At 40.1% G+C, this 16,958-nt stretch carries 17 protein-coding genes; 5 read left to right on the top strand and 12 right to left on the bottom strand.

What is annotated here, in order from left to right; translation table 11 throughout:
• Positions 1-169: 169 nt before the first annotated feature.
• Both coaD and HJC33_RS03975 read right to left on the bottom strand, forming a co-directional pair.
• Positions 170-628 carry a pantetheine-phosphate adenylyltransferase gene (gene coaD / locus HJC33_RS03980; RefSeq protein ID WP_171657507.1) on the bottom strand — a complete coding sequence of 153 codons (459 nt, stop codon included), beginning with the start codon at positions 626-628 and terminating at the stop codon, positions 170-172.
• 32 nt (positions 629-660) lie between these two features.
• A complete protein-coding gene (locus HJC33_RS03975) occupies positions 661-1,635 on the bottom strand; it encodes a D-alanine--D-alanine ligase (protein ID WP_171657506.1) in 975 nt (324 codons plus the stop codon).
• Between the two features lie 75 nt (positions 1,636-1,710).
• Between HJC33_RS03975 and HJC33_RS03970 the strand changes: the two genes are divergently transcribed.
• The 5 genes from HJC33_RS03970 to HJC33_RS03950 all read left to right on the top strand — a co-directional run bounded on the left by HJC33_RS03970 (position 1,711) and on the right by HJC33_RS03950 (position 7,565).
• Positions 1,711-2,298, top strand: coding sequence for a PASTA domain-containing protein (locus tag HJC33_RS03970; RefSeq protein WP_171657505.1), 588 nt, complete (start codon positions 1,711-1,713; stop codon positions 2,296-2,298).
• Positions 2,299-2,300: 2 nt separating this feature from the next.
• Entirely contained in the window at positions 2,301-3,326 is a 1,026-nt protein-coding gene (locus HJC33_RS03965) for an RluA family pseudouridine synthase (RefSeq protein ID WP_171657504.1), read from the top strand.
• Between the two features lie 91 nt (positions 3,327-3,417).
• The gene (yaaA, locus tag HJC33_RS03960) at positions 3,418-4,179 is read left to right on the top strand and encodes a peroxide stress protein YaaA (protein WP_171657503.1); all 762 of its coding nucleotides are present in this window, start codon (positions 3,418-3,420) and stop codon (positions 4,177-4,179) included.
• 172 nt (positions 4,180-4,351) lie between these two features.
• A complete protein-coding gene (locus HJC33_RS03955) occupies positions 4,352-6,898 on the top strand; it encodes a phosphoenolpyruvate carboxylase (protein ID WP_171657502.1) in 2,547 nt (848 codons plus the stop codon).
• Between the two features lie 7 nt (positions 6,899-6,905).
• Positions 6,906-7,565 (top strand): uracil-DNA glycosylase family protein, encoded by a 660-nt coding sequence (locus HJC33_RS03950; RefSeq protein ID WP_171657501.1) that lies wholly within the window; start codon positions 6,906-6,908, stop codon positions 7,563-7,565.
• 2 nt (positions 7,566-7,567) lie between these two features.
• Here HJC33_RS03950 and HJC33_RS03945 read toward each other — a convergent pair whose 3' ends face one another.
• From HJC33_RS03945 to HJC33_RS03900, 10 genes are all read right to left on the bottom strand, one after another.
• A complete protein-coding gene (locus HJC33_RS03945; protein WP_171657500.1) occupies positions 7,568-7,987 on the bottom strand; it encodes a LytR/AlgR family response regulator transcription factor in 420 nt (139 codons plus the stop codon).
• A gap of 130 nt (positions 7,988-8,117) precedes the next feature.
• Positions 8,118-9,623, bottom strand: a complete 1,506-nt coding sequence (locus HJC33_RS03940) for a M20/M25/M40 family metallo-hydrolase (RefSeq protein WP_171657499.1) — start codon at positions 9,621-9,623, stop codon at positions 8,118-8,120.
• Between the two features lie 32 nt (positions 9,624-9,655).
• Entirely contained in the window at positions 9,656-10,417 is a 762-nt protein-coding gene (gene trpA / locus HJC33_RS03935) for a tryptophan synthase subunit alpha (RefSeq protein WP_171657498.1), read from the bottom strand.
• Between the two features lie 66 nt (positions 10,418-10,483).
• On the bottom strand, positions 10,484-11,707 hold the full coding sequence (gene trpB / locus HJC33_RS03930; RefSeq protein ID WP_171657497.1) for a tryptophan synthase subunit beta: 1,224 nt from the start codon (positions 11,705-11,707) through the stop codon (positions 10,484-10,486).
• The gene (locus HJC33_RS03925) at positions 11,697-12,122 is read right to left on the bottom strand and encodes an endonuclease domain-containing protein (RefSeq protein ID WP_246245481.1); all 426 of its coding nucleotides are present in this window, start codon (positions 12,120-12,122) and stop codon (positions 11,697-11,699) included. Before HJC33_RS03925 ends, trpB begins: the two co-directional genes overlap by 11 nt.
• Before the next feature lie 45 nt (positions 12,123-12,167).
• Positions 12,168-12,851: a phosphoribosylanthranilate isomerase gene (locus tag HJC33_RS03920; protein WP_171657495.1), complete on the bottom strand. Its 684-nt coding sequence runs from the start codon at positions 12,849-12,851 to the stop codon at positions 12,168-12,170.
• 91 nt (positions 12,852-12,942) lie between these two features.
• Complete coding sequence (gene trpC / locus HJC33_RS03915; RefSeq protein WP_171657494.1) at positions 12,943-13,725, bottom strand: indole-3-glycerol phosphate synthase TrpC; 783 nt, start codon at positions 13,723-13,725, stop codon at positions 12,943-12,945.
• Positions 13,726-13,794: 69 nt separating this feature from the next.
• Entirely contained in the window at positions 13,795-14,790 is a 996-nt protein-coding gene (gene trpD, locus HJC33_RS03910; protein ID WP_171657493.1) for an anthranilate phosphoribosyltransferase, read from the bottom strand.
• Positions 14,791-14,869: 79 nt separating this feature from the next.
• Positions 14,870-15,436 carry an anthranilate synthase component II gene (locus HJC33_RS03905; RefSeq protein ID WP_171657492.1) on the bottom strand — a complete coding sequence of 189 codons (567 nt, stop codon included), beginning with the start codon at positions 15,434-15,436 and terminating at the stop codon, positions 14,870-14,872.
• A gap of 1 nt (position 15,437) precedes the next feature.
• A complete protein-coding gene (locus HJC33_RS03900) occupies positions 15,438-16,835 on the bottom strand; it encodes an anthranilate synthase component I family protein (protein ID WP_171657491.1) in 1,398 nt (465 codons plus the stop codon).
• Positions 16,836-16,958 lie beyond the last annotated feature (123 nt).

Genomic DNA, 16,958 nt, shown 5'->3' with positions numbered 1-16,958 from the left:
TTCAAATTGTGAGAATACTTAAAATTATGATTTTATAGGAATTTTCATACTAATTTAATGGTATTGACCTATTAATCAAGCCTAATGTTGTGAATTAACCAAAAACTGTTGTTTCTAGGATTTTTCCTACAGTATAATTTAGGATTGGATAATCTTAAATTCGAAGAAACTAAGATTTTATAACCACGGTGTCAGGTACCAAAACGGAATAGTCACCACCATTTCTAATTACATCCCTAACGATGGAAGAACTAATGTAGGATTTGCCAGAAGAAGTCAATAAAAAGACAGTTTCAATTTCCGAAAGTTTTCTATTGGTATGGGCAATAGCCTTTTCAAATTCAAAATCTGCAGGGTTGCGAAGCCCCCTTAAAATAAAGTCAGCCTTTACTTCCTTACAAAAGTCGACGGTTAGTCCTTGGTAAGTAACCACCTTTATCTTGGGTTCATGCTTAAAAGCTTCTTCAATGAATTTGGTTCGCTCTTCTAGGGAGAACATGTACTTTTTGTCCGCATTTATCCCAATGGCAATCAATAATTCATCAAACAGGGTAATCCCTCGTGTTATGATATCATAATGACCCAAGGTAAGTGGGTCAAAAGAACCTGGGAAAATGGCGCGTCTCATGGATGGAAAGTTTATTTAAAAATACAGATTTTCTATTGCATTACTTCTTTGATGGCACTTGAGAACAATTGATCCAAGGAAATTCCGGCAGCTTTGGCTTGTTGGGGCAAAATGCTTTCCTCGGTCAACCCTGGCGTTGTATTGACCTCCAATAAATAGGGAATATCCCCAATTAGTATGAATTCACTTCTTGTGTAACCCTTCAATCCCAGAGTTTTATAAATGAGTTTGGCCAACTCCACTACATTGATTTCTTGTTCTTTTGAAATTCTGGCAGGGGTTATTTCTTGTGATTTACCCAAATATTTGGCCTCAAAATCAAAAAAATCATTTTCTGAAACAATTTCTGTAATCGGAAGCACCTTTATTTGTTTTTCATAAGTAATTACCCCTACGGAAACCTCTGTGCCATCTAAAAAGGATTCAATAATAATTTCGTTGTCTTCTGAAAAAGCGTGCTCAATTGCCGGGCCAAGCTCTTCTTTTTTATAAACTTTGGAAATGCCATAACTGCTTCCGGCTCTATTGGCTTTCACAAAACAAGGAAGTCCAACTTTGTCGACTATGATTTTTTCATCAAAAGCTTGACCTTTATTAAGATAATACGAAGTGGCACAATATATCCCATAAGGTTTTAAAGTACTCAGTAAGTCCCTTTTATTAAAAGTGAGTGCTGCTTGGTAATGGTCGCAAGCAGTTTGGGGGATATTCAACAATTCCAGATATGCTTGCAAAAGTCCATCTTCTCCAGGGGTACCATGAATAGCATTGAAAACACAATCAAAATTAATTTTTTCTTCACCAGATGTTATGCTGAAATCGGATTTGTCCACAGGAAATTCCTCATCGGAATCGTTCAAAAAGACCCATTTTTCTTTAGTGACAACAATACGATAAGGATTATAGATTTTCCGGTCCAGATACTTGTAGACCACATTTCCGCTTTTTATGGAAATGTCATATTCACTGGAGTAGCCACCCATTACAATGGCAATGTTTTTTTTCATGTGTTTAGAATATCACGTTGCCAAAATAAAGAAAAAAGAAGTGGCTTTCCTATATTTGTTCCACAAGGTTTGAGCATGAGACATTTTTTGAAGTTTTTAAAAAGTAAAGTTTTCTTTATCCAATTAGGACTGGCAGTTTTGGCGTTGGTGCTATTGTGTTTTTTGACATTGCAGTGGTTAAAGAAATCTACACACCATGGCGAATTTGTAGAAGTTCCTGATTTTTCCAAAATGTCCGTTATGGAAATGCGCAAAGCAGTTGAAGAAGCTGGATTACGCTATCAAGTCCTGGATTCTTCCAATTACAACCCAGATTATCCCCGATTTTCCATTTTAGAACAGGATCCTCCTGCGGGTAATAAGGTAAAGACCAATCGGAAGATTTATTTCACAGTAAATCCTTCGGGATATAAAAAAGTGACCGTTCCCAATATTATACAAGTAACCCAGCGCAATGCCTCTTCAATGCTGAGAGCGGTTGGCCTGGAAGTACAGAGAGTCACCTACATTGATGAATTGGGAAAAGATATGGTCTACAACATGAAATATAAGGGGAAGTACATCAAGCCTGGCGACAAATTGCCAAAGACTTCCAAAATTGAACTTATCTGTGGTAATGGAACTATTCCCGGGAGTGCACGGGTACAGGCAGATTCTGAATAGTCATGGATACATCGGAAAATCCAGAACTTTCACAGGAGGAACTATTTGAACACCACAAATTCGTTGCTGCCAAAGGTCAAGAACCGCTTCGCGTGGATAAATTCCTGATGAATTTTATTGAAAATGCCACTCGGAATAAGATTCAACAAGCTGCCAAGCAAGGCCATATTTGGGTCAACAATACCATAGTAAAGCAAAACTACAAAGTAAAAGCAGGGGATGAGGTAAAGGTAATGTTTGAACATCCACCTTATGAGTTTCTGCTAACCCCGGAGGATATTCCCTTGGACATTGTTTATGAAGATGACGCCCTTTTGGTAGTGAATAAACCTGCTGGAATGGTGGTGCATCCTGGACATGGAAACTATTCGGGCACTTTGATCAATGCCTTGGTCCATCATTTTGATAATTTGCCCAAAAACAGTTCTGAAAGACCTGGCTTGGTCCATCGCATAGATAAGGATACATCGGGATTGTTGGTGATAGCCAAGACAGAACAGGCGATGACCCATTTAGCACAGCAGTTTTTTGAAAAGAGCAGTGAGCGGGAATATATTGCCCTGGTTTGGGGTAATGTTGAAGAAGATGAGGGAACCGTGGAGGGGCACATAGGTAGAAATCCTAAAAATCGCTTGCAGATGATAGTCTTTCCCGAGGGTGATCAGGGAAAGGAGGCCGTTACACATTACAAGGTTTTGGAACGATTGGGTTACGTGACTTTGGTTTCATGCAAATTGGAAACCGGAAGAACGCATCAAATACGGGTGCACATGAAATACATTGGCCATACACTCTTCAATGATGAACGTTATGGAGGCGATAAAATCCTTAAAGGAACAACCTTTACCAAGTACAAACAATTTGTGGAAAATGCCTTCAAAATTTTACCAAGACAAGCGCTCCATGCCAAGACTCTAGGTTTTGAACACCCAGAAACAGGGGAATTTATGCGATTTGATTCAGAACTGCCGGAAGATATGGTAAACTGTATCGAAAAGTGGCGCTCCTATGCCAAACATAGCGGGTAATAAGTTTCATCAATCCATAGATTGAAAACACCTTTGGAGCTTCTCAAGAAAAAACCAAAAACCTCGCTATTTTTACTGAAAATTAATTCTAATGAAAATTGTTATCTCACCGGCCAAGTCGCTCGATTTTGAAACAGCTTTGCCTACATCACAATACAGTCAACCCGATTTTTTGGAACAATCTGAAAAATTAAATGCCATTTTGGCTAAAAAGAAACCAAAGGCGTTATCCAAATTAATGTCCATTTCGGATAAATTGGCCGAGTTGAACTGGGAGCGAAACCAACAATTTTTAACACCCTTTACGCCAGAGAATGCCCGCCCAGCGGTTTATTCGTTTAATGGAGATGTATACCAAGGTCTGGATGCCCAAACCATTCCCGAAGAAAAACTGGAAAAATTACAGAGTACACTTAGAATATTATCCGGGTTATACGGAATCCTAAAGCCTTTAGATTTAATACAGCCCTATCGGTTAGAAATGGGAACCCAATTAAAAGTGGGTAGAAAGAAAAATTTGTATGAATTCTGGAAAAAACAATTGACAGAACATTTGAATGAGGAATTGGAAGATGGGGAGTTGTTCATCAATCTGGCCAGTAATGAATATTTTGGTGCTGTGGATGAAAAAAACCTAAGGGTTCCTGTGATCACCCCAATCTTTAAAGATTGGAAAAATGATAAGCTCAAGGTCATCAGCTTTTTTGCCAAAAAGGCGCGAGGCTCCATGGTTCGTTATATTTTGGATACTGATGCCCAAACCCTTGAAGATTTAAAAGGCTTCGATTATGATGGGTATCATTTTAGTGCTGAACACACTTTAAAGGACAATCAACCTGTATTCGTAAGGTAGATTTTATCATTATCTTAATGGGGAAGCCAAAATGTTCAATAGGTAAAGTTGGATGTTAGGTTTATGGAACACTGATTTTAAATTGTGATAGACTTAAAATTACTCGCAAGGTTTAGGTTTTATCACGATCTTTGGCTTCTGAATACAAGAAACACTATATACTGAACCATCCATGCAGCAATCTAAACGTTTAGCGGAGTTTAAAAAATCGGTTACCAATAAATTCAATATATATAATAGCCTGTTTTTAAGTTTACCCTATAAGAACATCGAAAATGTGGGAATGCTCATTCCTTTACTTTTTGATCAATGTGAAAAAGGACTCAAGGCAGGAAAGAAGCCACAGGAAATTTTAGAAGCTTTCTTTACCAACTTTGTTGGTATGATGGATGAACGGGAACGTTTGGATTTTATGTTCCGTGTCATTCAATATGTGGAAAGACAAGTGGTGTTGTATGATAGTGTTGAGGATTCCGCATTTCCACAATTACAGAAGTATACCAGATCATTATCCATCAATGATTATTTTGAATTGGTGGATCGTACCAAGAATTGGGATAAGGTTTCCAAAAAGCTATCTACTTTTAGTGCCCGTATTGTTTTAACGGCGCATCCAACCCAATTTTATACCCCGGCCGTTCTGGATATTATTGCAGAGCTTCGTTCTTTAATTGATGAAGATAGAATTCATGATATTGATCTTACCTTGCAACAACTGGGGTTGACATCTTTGGTAAATGCCAAAAAACCCACACCACTGGATGAGGCCAAGAACATCATCTATATTTTAAGAAATACCTATTATGATGCAGTTGGAGAGCTTTTTCAATATGTGAAAAGCAACATCCATAACGAGAATTTTGACAACTATAGACTTATTAAGCTGGGCTTTTGGCCAGGAGGGGACCGGGATGGCAATCCTTTTGTAACAGCTAAAATGACCAAAAAAGTAGCAGAAGAGTTGCGTCTTACACTGATGAAGTGTTATTACAATGAGTTAAAAAGCTTGCGCAAAAAATTGACCTTTAAAGGACTTCAGCAAGATTTAAACGAATTGAGCGGTAAACTGTACACGGCTATGTTTGATGCCAGTGCCGCCATTGGATATGTAGAAATCATTCAACAACTTGGAACCATCAAGGAAAAATTGATTTCGGATTACCATCAGCTTTATTTACCCGATCTTGAACAATTTATAGACAAGGTTCACATATTTAAGACCCATTTTGCAAGCCTGGATATAAGACAGGACCATAGCAAACATAAATTAGCAGTAGAAACCATTCTGAAACAGCAAGGGGCTATCCAGGAAAATCTTGGGGAACTGAGCCAAGATGAACTTTTGAAATGGTTGTTGGAAAAGGATTTGAGCCTAGACCCTAAAGATTTTGACGAGGATATTGTATCGGATACCATTGCCAACATACAGCAATTAAAGGAAATTCAGGATAAAAATGGCGAGGATGGGTGTAACCGATACATTATCAGTAATTCTGAAGATATTTATGCAGTATTGTTTGTTTTTGGTTTGTTCAGATGGAGTGGCTGGAAAACAGAAGAAATCACCTTCGATATTATTCCATTGTTCGAGACCATGAAGGGAATGAGTGCATCGGAAGAAGTTATGCAGACTTTGTTTGATACTCCTGCTTATCGTGAACATTTGGAACGTAGAGATAATGCGCACACCATTATGTTGGGCTTCTCTGATGGCACCAAGGATGGGGGATATTTAAAAGCTAATTGGTCCATACTTCGAACCAAGGAAACCTTGAGCAAAGTATGTAAAAAGAATAAGATCAAAGCCATTTTCTTTGATGGTAGAGGAGGACCACCCGCACGTGGGGGAGGTAAGACGCACCGTTTCTATGCCGCACAGACCAAAGATGTGGCCAATCATGAAATTCAGTTGACCATTCAAGGGCAAACCATTACCAGTACCTACGGTACCAAGGAGCAGTTTATGCACAACTCCGAGCAGCTGTTAACGGCTGGGTTGAGCAACAATTTGTTCGGCAAGGAGCATACTATTTCAACAGCACAACGAAAATTGATAGAGGAACTTTCTGAATTGAGTTTCAGTAAATATGATGCGTTGAAACAACATGAAAAATTTATTCCGTATTTGGAGCATAGAAGTACCTTAAAATACTATACCAAGGCCAATATCGGGAGTAGACCGGGAAAAAGAGGCAATAAAAAACAATTGACGTTGTCCGACTTACGAGCCATTTCATTTGTAGGGTCATGGAGCCAATTGAAGCAGAATGTACCCGGATATTTTGGTTTGGGAACCGCTATTCTAAAATTGAAAGAAGAAGGTAGATTGCAAGAGGTGAAGAAGCTTTATAAAGAAGTGCCTTTCTTTAGGGCATTGATGCATAATAGTATGATGTCTTTGGCAAAGACAAATTTTGATCTTACGGGCTATATGAAGGAAGATGAAGAGTTTGGTGAATTTTGGAACATCCTTTATGATGAGTTCCAATTATCCAAAAAAATGCTCTTACAGATTTCTGGACTTAAAATATTGATGGAGGACGAGGAAGTATCCAGGGAATCCGTAAAGATTAGGGAAAAGATTGTGTTGCCTTTATTGGTTATTCAACAAAATGCGTTGTACCATATTACCCAGGATTCAGAGTATAAAGAATTGTATGAAAAAATAGTGACCCGATCATTGTACGGGAATATCAACGCAAGTAGGAACTCGGCTTAAAACAGTTGTGAAACCTTTTTTACATACCCACCCCTACGAACCCTTTTTGTATCCCGAGGCTACCAAACTTATTGTCGGCACCTTGCCACCGCCGAGGTTCACTACAGGTGAGTTGAAGCAAGAAGATGTGGATTTTTGTTACGGAAGCTGTAATGGAATGCTATGGCCTATTTTAGACCGTATTTTTGGGCTTGGATTAAAATTTGAAACTACTCCAGAAGCTGTTGAACAGCGAAAAACCTTTTTGCTGGAACAAAAAATAGGAGTCTGCGACATTGTCCATAGTGCCAAACGCCAAAAAATTGATGCTTCAGATTTAGGAATGCAAAATGTAAAACTTCGTGATTTGGTGGGATACCTCAAAGAATACCCAAATATTGAAACTGTTCTTTTCATGGGGGGCAACAGTAAAAATGGCCCCGAATATTTCTTCAGAAAGCAATTAAAACAATACGGATTGCCTTTGGAAGAGGTTTCAGATATTGTTCCAAGAATCTATCAAGTGGACATTGATGGGCGGATGGTAAAAACGGTTTCCTTGACGGCACCATCGGGAGCAGCCAATCGTGCGATAGGAAGCTTACAACTATATAAAGACCTGAAAAATAAAAACCCTGAATTCAATACGTTTGACTTCAGGGTGATGCAGTATAAAGCGTTCTTTTAGGTTCATGTTGGAACCGAAAAATTAGAAATCGATTCCATGTAATAGAATGTTTTTGTTGATTTCCGTTTTATCTGTTTTATGGCCTTATTGACTGTAGCATGAAATTTAGATTTACACATGGGTTTCATTAAATAATAGCTAATACCATAATCAAATGCTGTTATAGCAAACCTGGACTGTGTTGAGTTTAAAATGATTGTTGGTTGAATTTCTATACTGTCCAATAACTCAAAGGCGTCTACGGTATCCATTTGGATATCCATAAACACAATATCCACTTTATTTTCGTATATGGATTTTATCGCTTCATATGGATTTGCGAACGACCCAATCAATTTCAAATCAGGATGACTGCTAACCAATTTGGAAGTGACCAGTCTTTGCGTAGAAGAATCATCAATAATTACTGTAGTGTACGTCATATTAGAATTTTTATGCAGCTAAAACTATACTGCAATCCTACTTATCGCCACAAAGTGAAGGTGATAGGGCCTTTAGTGTAGTCGAAAACACGATGTCCTTCGATAATTATAATTACAAGCAGTGTTTTTCTTATTGCTTTAATTCGACAGGAGTCGATAAAATCCCATAAAATGCTTTGATGCCATAGGCCAGTTGACCAATCTTCAGATTTTCATTGGGACTGTGCTGGTTGTTGTCCGCGTTCACCATGGGAACAATGAAAGCAGGAATTTTCAATTCGTTGATGAAGGCAGCAATAGGTACTGTTCCTCCTGTGGTTCTGATTTGGATGACATCTTTTCCAAAAGAATTTTGTAGCGTCTGATTAAGAAACATACCATAAGGATTATCAAAATCAGTTCGGAAAGCATCCGTAACACCTATTTCGTTTACAGTTACAATTTTATCATGGGCCATGCGCTCTTCTTTGGAGGGCGTATGGTCCAATATATGATACCCCTGTTTGGTAATATAATCCTTTACTAATTTTTTTAAACGGTTGCCATCCGATTCAACAACTAGTCGAAGGTCCAGTTCAGCTGTGGCACTTTCTGGGACAATGGTACGTGCTTTGTCGCCAACCCAACCAGAGCTAAGCCCACGAATGTTCAGGGAAGGGTATTGTAGTGCCTCTTGATAGGAATCACCCACTTTTTCAGCAGATTTAAATTGTAGCTTTTCCGCAATTTCTTCTTTATTATCGGGGACAGTCTGCAAGACCTCTTTTACAGAATCCGACAAAGTAATACCATCATAATAACCAGGAATGGTGACCCTACCTTCCGTATCTTTCATGCCCGCCAAAAGTTGTGCCAATTGAAATCCCGGGTTAGGGGCGTAATTACCGTAATGACCGCTATGCTGGGGTTTAATAGGTCCGTAAGTAGTTAGGGTAAGCGTGGTGATTCCCCTGCATCCGTACAAAATGGTAGGATTGCCGGAAGCATGTGCCGGGCCATCGGCTATGATTAAGAAATCGGCCTCTAACAATTCCCTATACTGTTTAACGGCTTTTGGTAACGGTTTACTGCCTTTTTCTTCCTCTCCGTCCAGAATAACTTTTACATTAAAAGGAATTTCTTTCCCCTCTTTTTTTAAAAGGTCAATGGTATTCAAGAGCATTACAATTGGCCCTTTGTCATCCGAAGTGGATCTGCCAAAAAGACGCCAGTTGTAGTTGATATCGTCATCAAGGTCATCAAACGAAATGGTTTTGAAACCGTTTCCCTCTGGGGCCTTCAAGACCACTTGGTACGGATCGGGCTGATCCCATTTGGAAGGATCCACCGATTGCCCATCAAAATGCATGTAAATAAGAACCGTGGGTTTGTTATCTTCCATAGGAAGGGCTGCAAAAAAAAGCGGCATGTTATCCGTGGGCAGTTCTGCAGTATTAAAGCCTCTTTCTCCGAATTTGCGTTTCAACCACAAAATATTATCATCAATGTCATCAGCATTTAAAGCGTCATTGGGAACGGAAATAAAATCCCTTAATTCCACAATGGCATGTGCCACTTGAGACTTCATGGCCATATCATCTTGAGCGGAAATGGATACGGTAAGCAGTAATGAAAATAAAAGAGCAGCTTTTTTCATAGTCGGCATTAGGGATAAATTTGAGGTTGAAATTAACGAATTCCCTTTACAAACTCATCAATTTTTCCAACTCCTTTTTCGGTCAGATGTTTGATAAAAGCCGAACCTATAATGGCCCCCTTCGTTTTTTCAGTGGCCTGAAGAAAAGTATCCGAATTGCTAATGCCAAACCCAACAATTTGAGGGTTTTTAAGGTTCATGGCACTAATACGCTCAAAGTAAGTTTGTTGTTCATCACCAAAACCTTGCTTTGCGCCGGTTGTGCTGGCGGAACTTACCATATAAATAAACCCTTCTGAGGCTTCATCAATAGCATGGATTCTTGCTTCGCTGGTTTGGGGAGTAATTAAAAAGACGTTGATGAGACCATATTTTTTGAAGAGATCCTCGTATTCATCTTGATACACATCAAGTGGTAAATCAGGTAAAATAATACCATCAATGCCTATTTCCTGACATTTTTTGCAAAATTCCTCCACGCCATATTGTAACACGGGATTGAAATAGCCCATCATCACCAAGGGAATGGAAACGGTTTTTCTGATGTCCTTCAACTGCTCAAAGAGCAGGGTAGTGTGCATTCCATTTTTTAAGGCTCTGGTTGAACTTTTCTGAATGGTAGGCCCATCTGCCAAAGGATCACTGAAGGGAAGACCAATTTCAATCATATCCACCCCATGTTTCTCCAATTCCTCTATGATGCTGACCGTATCTTCCAGGTTGGGATAGCCGGCGGTGAAATATATGGATAGTAGTTTTTTATCTTCTTGAAGTTTTTGTTGTATTCTGTTCATAATAGTTAGATGTGAGATGTCAGATATAAGTATTCAGAGATTTATCTAAAGTCTTATTTCTGTTATCTAGAGTCTGAAATAATCAATATAGTTTTGCAAGTCCTTATCGCCACGACCAGAGAGATTGACCACCACCACATCTGAAGGATTGAATTTTTTATCCTCAAAAATGGCCAAAGCATGGGAGGATTCAATGGCGGGAATAATACCTTCCAATTGACAAAGTCCTAATCCGGCGGTCATGGCATCATCATCCGTAATGGAAATGAATTCTGCACGACCCGAGGCATATAAATGCGCATGCATTGGACCCACACCAGGATAATCAAGTCCTGCGGAAATGGAGTAAGGCTCTGTAATCTGACCATCTGGGGTCTGCATTAACAATGTTTTGCTGCCGTGAATGATGCCCAATTTTCCCAAGGCCGAGGTAGCGGCGCTTTCCCCGGTGTCAATTCCTTTTCCAGCCGCTTCCACAGCGATAATACCCACATCCGGATAGTCCAAATAATGGTAAAAGGCACCGGCAGCATTACTTCCTCCGCCGACACAGGCAACAACGTAGTCTGGGTTTTCCGTTCCTTCTTTCTCCAAAAGTTGGGATTGTATTTCTTTAGAAATAACCGATTGGAATCGCGCTACCATATCTGGGTAAGGATGGGGTCCCACTACAGAACCAATAATGTAATGCGTATCCACAGGATTGTTGATCCAATCCCGAATGGCTTCGTTGGTGGCATCTTTTAGGGTTTTACTGCCAGAAAGCGCGGGTCTTACTTCTGCCCCCAGCATTTTCATACGGGCTACATTGGGAGCTTGGCGTGCAATATCTATTTCACCCATATACACCACACATTCAATGCCCATTAAGGCACAAACGGTTGCTGTTGCCACTCCATGTTGTCCAGCTCCAGTTTCGGCAATGATTCGGTTTTTCCCCAACTTTTTGGCCATTAATATCTGACCAATGGTGTTGTTGACCTTGTGCGCACCCGTATGACAAAGATCTTCTCGTTTTAGGTATATTTTGGTGTTGTACTTTTCTGATAGGCGTTTGGCAAAATAGAGTGGGGTAGGGCGGCCTACATAATCCTTCAATAATTGATCAAATTCTTCTTGGAACGAAGGTTCTGCCATTACCTTAAGGTAATTTTGGCGCAACTCTTCGCAATTGGGATAAAGCATTTCTGGAATGAAAGCTCCCCCAAACTCTCCATAATATCCTTTTTTGTTAACGTGATAGCTCCCTCCAGCTTCAAATTGGGAACTTTTTTGATTATTATTTTTCATTATCAATAATTTGATTTATGAATTTTTTCAATTTTTCCTTCCTATTGATTTCCCTCCTAAAAAGGAGGGACTCAGGGAGGTGTTTTTTTTCAAAAGTTGATATGTAATCTTCGATGATGCTTAAAACATTATCCATGTCATTCATTACCTGATGGTCAGAAAACCTGAGTACATGAATGCCAAGGGAATTTAATCTTTTGCTTTTCTTTTGGTCTTTTTCCCAGACTTCCACAAGTTCATGGGAATAGCCATCCACTTCTATAGCAAGTTCTAGTGTATTACAAAAAAAATCTACGATATACTCGTCAATTGGTTTTTGTCTATGAAAGTCGTACCCATGCATTTGATTCCGCTTCAATTTTTGCCATAAGCGAATCTCCGACTTGGTTGCATTGTTTCTTAATTGTCGGGCCAACTCTTTTAATTTTGGGTTATACTTTACTATCATAATACACACCCCTTAATCCCCTCTTTTTAGAGGGGAAAGTTCATTCATAAACTCTTTTAATCCTTGTATGTTTTTTCGGCCGGGTTCTAATTCAAACCGACTGTTTACATCAATGGCATAACAGTACTGGGAAGTTGGACTGGCCAAAAAGTCCTGTAGTTTTTCCATGGAATCCAACCCTATTCCCCCGCTTAAAAAGTAGGGTTTGGTGGAGGGGTAATCTTTTAGGATGGACCAATCAAAAGTGTATCCGTTCCCTCCGGGTAATTTCCCCTTGGTATCGAACAGAAAGTAGTCACATAGATTTTCGTATGCGTTGAGCACAGCGAAATCAAAATCGTCTTTAATGGAGAACACTTTGATGATTTCCAATTTGTCACCCCTAACCTGTTTCGGGGTCTCATGTTTTTGAGATGCTGAAACGAGTTCAGCATGACGAAGTTTTTGACAATATTCTGGACTTTCCTTACCATGTAATTGGACGGCATCCAATTCATATTCTTCAATTTTTTCCAACACTTCTTCTAGGCTTGCGTCCACAAAAACGCCCACTTTTTTAATGGATTTGGGCAGCTCGGGAATTTCTCCCTCCACATAGCGAGTTGAAGGTTCCCAGAAAATAAAACCCAGATAATCGGGTTGCAATTGCGCAACTTCCAATGGGTTATATTTCATACCGCAGATCTTCAATTTCATAGTATCATTCTTTTTGTCATTTCGAAATGAGCGAAGTGATTGATAAATCTCTAAGTTAGATTTCTCACATTCGTTCGAAATGACAATACATTCATATTAATTGATTTATAAATTCTTTTGCACTCTCACCAGGGACATCCGTCTTCATGAAGTTCTCCCCAATCAAAAAACCTTGATAACCAAAAGGCCGTAGTTCTTTGATGGCTTCTATATTACTGATACCGCTCTCCGATACTTTGACAAATTCATCTGGAATCTTTTCGGATAGCTTTTTGCTGGTTTCCAAGCTTACTTCAAAAGTCTTTAAATTCCGGTTGTTTACCCCCAACATATCCAAACTGGACATAATGGATTTTTGCAGTTCTTCCTCATTGTGGACTTCCAGAAGCACATCCAACCCTAAACTTTTTGCCGTTTCAGAAAGGATTTTGATTTCATTTCTGTCAAGAATGGCGGCAATCAACAGGATGACATCCGCACCATGGGCTTTTGCTTCCAAAATTTGATATTCATCTATGATGAATTCTTTTCGCAACAGCGGAATATTCACTGAGGCCCGAGCCAATAACAGATCGTCCAATGAGCCACCAAAATACTTGCTATCTGTTAAAACCGACATGCCACAAACTCCAGCGGATTCATAGCCTTTGGCTACATCCTGCACATTTAGACTTTGGTTGATGACAGATTTTGACGGAGAACGACGCTTGTGCTCAGCAATAATTCCCGATGTGCTATTTTGAAGAGTTGAAGCCAGAGAAACGGTGTTCCGCTCCATTAAAACTGATTTTTCCAACTGCGTAACTGGAATCAGCGATTTTTTTAAATCGACTTCTTTGCGTTTATCCGCTACTATTTTGTCAAGTATGTTCATTTTGTTTTTTGGTCATTCTGAACGCAGTGAAGAATCTAATAAAGACCTTTAGACTGCACTCAAGGTGACTTAATTTTTACTGATTTCCTGCAATTTCTTCAATGCTTCCAATCCTTTTTTTCCCAATAAGGATTCTTTGGCTTTTTCAAACCCTTCCTTTGGGGTTATGCCTTCAACGGTTGCAATGGCGACCCCAGCGTTGGCACAGACCACATTGTTTTGGGCCTCGGTGCCTTTTCCTTGCAAAATATCCATAAAGATTTGTGCGGAGCCAGCTACATCATCACCTCCGGTGATTTTATCTTGGGTAATTTTCTGTACTCCAAAATCATTGGGGGCCAAAATCCCTTCGGAAGTGTTGGAAATGGTCTTGGTGTCTCCTGTGAGTGAAATTTCATCATAACCGTCCAAAGCGTGCAATACCGTAAAATTTTTGTCCGTGTTTTGATATAGATAGCCATACATTCTTGCCAATTCCAAATTAAAGACCCCCACCATTTGGTTTTTGGGGAACGCAGGATTCACCATGGGGCCCAACATATTGAAAAAGGTCTTCACGGCCAACTCCCTTCGGATGGGGGCCACATTTTTCATGGCAGGGTGGAAGAGGGGAGCGTGCAGTACACAAATCCCTGCTTCGTCAATACTTTTCTTTAGAAAATCTGCGTCATTGCTGAATTTGATGCCCAAAAATTCCATGACATTGCTACTTCCACATTTGGAGGAAACTCCATAATTACCGTGTTTAGTGACTTTAATTCCCGCTCCTGCGGTAACAAAAGAGGCCAGAGTGGAGATATTAAAAGTATCCTTGCCATCACCTCCGGTTCCGCATAAGTCAATAGGATTATAATCTGAAAGATCTACAGCTAGGCATAGCTCCAAAAGGGCATCCCGAAAACCTTCCAGTTCTTCGATGGTGATGCTTCGCATCATATAAACCGTTAAAAAGGCAGCTATTTGCGAAGTGTTGTAGTCTCCTTTGGCAATGTTCACCAAAATCTGTTTGGCATCTGCCTTGGACAGTATTTCGTGATTGATGAGTTTATTTAGTGTTGCTTTCATTTTTTACAGTATTGAGAACTAAGTATTGAGTATTGAGAATGGATATGCCGTCTGTATACTCAATACTGTATGCTCATATCTAACTTTTTAACCAGTTTTTTAGCATTTGTTTTCCTTGAGGGGTCAGTACGGACTCGGGATGAAATTGTACTGCGGTAACGTCATAGGTTTTGTGTCTGAGCGACATAATTTGGCCATTTTCGTCAACCGAAGTGGCTTCCAAACCATCGGGCAAATCTGGATGGACTACCCACGAGTGGTATCGACCTACTTGAAGCGTTTTGGGTAAATTGTTATAAATAACATCGTCTTTTGTCACCGAAATGGTGGTTGCAATACCATGGTACACTTGATCAAGGTTGATCAGGCTCCCGCCAAATACCTCTCCAATGGCCTGTTGCCCCAAACAGACCCCAAAAATACGTTTGGTAGGGGCATATTTCTTGATGATGTCCTTCAATAATCCTGCCTCATCTGGAATTCCAGGGCCCGGGGAGAGGACAATTTCATCAAAGGGCTCCACTTGGTCCAAAGTGAGTTGGTCATTTCGTTTAACGGTGACATCGCAGTCCAAATCCTCAAGATAGTGCACCAAATTGTAGGTAAAACTATCGTAATTGTCTATCATTAATATCTTTCTCTTCATCTTAGATGGATTCTGCAATTTCTAGGGCCTTGGTCAAAGCGCCCAGTTTGTTATAGGTTTCCTGTAATTCGGTTTCGGGGTCGGAGGCGGCCACCAATCCGGCACCTGCCTGGTAGTGCAGTTCATGGTTTTTGCTCAAAAAGGTGCGGATCATGATGGCATGGTTAAAGTTGCCCTTAAAATCCATAAATCCGATGGCCCCACCATAATAGGTCCGACCTGTTTTTTCGTACTTTTCTATCAATTGCATGGCCATATGTTTGGGTGCCCCGCTCAGGGTTCCCGCCGGGAAGGTATCGGCCACAATTTTCATGGTCGGGATGTCTTTTTTCTTTTGTCCGGTTACTTTGGAGACCAAGTGGATGACGTGGGAGAAATACTGCACCTCGCGATAGGTCTCCACATTCACGGCATTTCCGTTCCTGCTCAGGTCATTGCGGGCCAAGTCTACCAGCATAACGTGTTCGCTGTTTTCCTTTTCGTCTTGGGCCAGTTCTTTGGCCAGCTCGGCATCTTTTTCATCATTACCGGTTCTTTTATAGGTGCCGGCTATGGGATGGATTTCGGCCTTTCCGTCTTTTACGATCAATTGTGCCTCTGGGGAACTGCCAAAAATTTTAAAGTTCCCATAGTCAAAATAAAAGAGGTAAGGGGAGGGGTTGATGGAACGCAGTGCACGGTACACATTGAATTCATCACCTTTAAATGCTTGGGAAAACCTTCGCGACAGCACCAATTGGAAGACATCTCCCCGTTGACAGTGCTTTTTGGCCAAGTCCACGTGCTCTTTGTATTCTTCATCCTTTAGGTTGGATTTTGGCTCTCCTTCCTTGGAAAAATTGTAGGAGGCAAAATTTCGAACGGTAAAAAGCTGTTCTATTTCATCGACATTGCTTTCAGAATTGTAGCAATGGGCAAAGAGATAGGCTTCGTTCTTAAAATGATTGATGGCGATGATGTTTTGATAGACGGCGTAGTAAATGTCAGGGATATCAATGGAATCTTCCTTTTTGGTAATCTCAACATCTTCAAAAAAGCGAACGGCATCATAGGCCATGTAACCAAAAAGGCCATTGTAGATAAACTTGAAACCGTTCTGGGTCACTGAAAACCGTTGTCCAAAGCTATGGATTGCATCCGGTACATCAGTCTCGGCAGTAATTGTGGATACCTCTTTGGAACCATCCGGAAATTTTTGGGTGATGGCATCGTTTTCTACCTTGATGTAGGCTATCGGATTGCAACAGATATAGGAAAAACTATTGTCGTTGGCATGGTAGTCGCTACTTTCCAACAAGATGCTGTTGGGGAATTTATCCCGAATTTTAAGGTAGACACTTACCGGGGTAATGGTGTCTGCCAGGATTTTTTTGTAATGTGTTTTAAGTTTGTAATCCATCTTAAGTTTGATAAATTAAAAAAGGCCTGTCGTGATGACAAGCCTTCTGTATGGTTACAATGGGGACTAGCTCACGAGTTCTGACGTAAGTTGATCCACCACCAAGTATTTACTGTTCTTAGA

This window comes from Flagellimonas amphidinii (genome assembly GCF_013090115.1).
GTDB lineage: Bacteria > Bacteroidota > Bacteroidia > Flavobacteriales > Flavobacteriaceae > Flagellimonas > Flagellimonas amphidinii.
This window is presented reverse-complemented; position numbering and strand designations above follow the sequence as displayed.